Here is a 1,543-nt window from a genome sequence, read left to right as displayed (position 1 = left end):
CAACGCCCCCGGCCGACCGCGCACGGTCCGCCGGGGGCGTTGTGGTGCCCGCGCGGCAGCGGCCGGTCAGCGGCTGCCCGCCCTGTCGTCGTCCGGGCGGTCGGAGCGGCCCGGGGAGGGGGAGGTCGCCTGGCGCACCACGCGGGCACGGGCCGGTGCCCCCGTGCGCGGGCGGCCGTCCTCGCGGCGCAGGCGGTCCAGCAGGCGTGCGGTCACGTGGCGCCCCCACAGGGTCCACAGGGCCCGTCCCGGTGCCCGGTCGTCCGGTGCGTGCCAGGCCAGCTCGCGTCCGCCGGGGGCCGGGCGCAGGGCGCTCAGCGGCGCGTAGTTCTCCACCACGAACGCCCGCCCCGGCTGCGGCGCCCCGTCCGGCAGGGCTCGGTGGGTCAGGTCCAGGTGCAGGGCGCGTACGACGTCCAGCCCGGCGGTGTCGGTGAACAGCCGGAACTGGGCGCCGGGACGCGGGTTGAAGTCGAGCAGGTGATAGCGGCCCGTCGTACCGCAGCGGCGGAAGTCGAGGTCGAGGATGCCCCGGTAGCCCAGCTCGCCGGTGACCCGCTCGGCCAGGGCCTGCACCTGCGGGTTCGGCGTCCAGCGGCCGACCGCCGTCAGACCGGCGCCACGCGGCCTGGCGCGCGTCTTGCGGCCGGGACCGCCCGCCCGGACCGCGCCGGTGCGGTCGGCGTACCCGTGGAAGAACCAGTCGCGGTCCGGCCCCGGCGGCAGGAACGCCTGGAGCAGCAGCCGGCTGCCCGCCTCCTCGGCCCGCCGGTACAGCTCCCCGGCCTCCCGCGCCGAACGCACCAGCACGGTGCTGCGCAGCCCGCCGCCCGGAGGCACCAGCCAGGGCCGGCTCCACTTCGCCACCACCGGCAGCCCCAGCCGCCAGGCGGCACGGGCGGCCTCGGCCGGGCCGTCCGGGACCAGTGTCTCGGGGTGCGGCACGTCCAGGGACGCGCACACGCCGGCCAGCTCCGCCTTGTCGGCCACCCGCTCGGGCAGCGCGCCCGGCAGGTCGGGCAGCAGGTACGCGGGCGCCAGCTCCGCCCGCAGCCGCCCCACCGCGACGGCACACGCGTCGTCCATCGGGATCAGCACGGCGGGACGCGCGATCCGCGCGGCGACGCGCCGCAGGACCACCGCGATGTCGGCGGGCGCCGCCCCGGGCGGCGGCGGAGTGTGCAGCCGGCTCACATAGCGGGAGGCGCGGACCGGGCTCTGCGCGCAGTCGGCGACCACGTGTACGTCCACGCCCGCGCGGCCGAGCGAACGCACGGCACCCAGCGTTCCGTGGTGAAAGGGATTCCGGTCGGTCCGCAGCAGAACGGCGGGGACGCGGGTGTCGAACAGCGACACGGGGTTCTTCCTTCGCATTCGATTCGGGTCACCGGTGCGGGCGATCAGTGCACTCGAAAGCCGTAGCGGCGGTGGCGTGATGGCATTTCATATGACTGAGTGTCAGTAAGCAGTAAGAATTTCGGGGCGACGAAAGGAGCAGGTAATGGCCGTACGGCAGTCACGGACCCGGTCCAGGCGGTCGGCG

General features: G+C 76.1%; 1 protein-coding gene. It reads right to left on the bottom strand.

The window, feature by feature from the left end; all coding sequences use genetic code 11:
* Positions 1-66: 66 nt before the first annotated feature.
* On the bottom strand, positions 67-1,356 hold the full coding sequence (locus EBH09_RS12715) for an ATP-grasp domain-containing protein (RefSeq protein WP_121747066.1): 1,290 nt from the start codon (positions 1,354-1,356) through the stop codon (positions 67-69).
* Between the last annotated feature and the right edge of the window lie 187 nt (positions 1,357-1,543).

This window comes from Streptomyces sp. E2N166, assembly GCF_003671715.1.
Taxonomy (GTDB): Bacteria; Actinomycetota; Actinomycetes; order Streptomycetales; family Streptomycetaceae; genus Streptomyces; species Streptomyces thinghirensis.
This window is presented reverse-complemented; position numbering and strand designations above follow the sequence as displayed.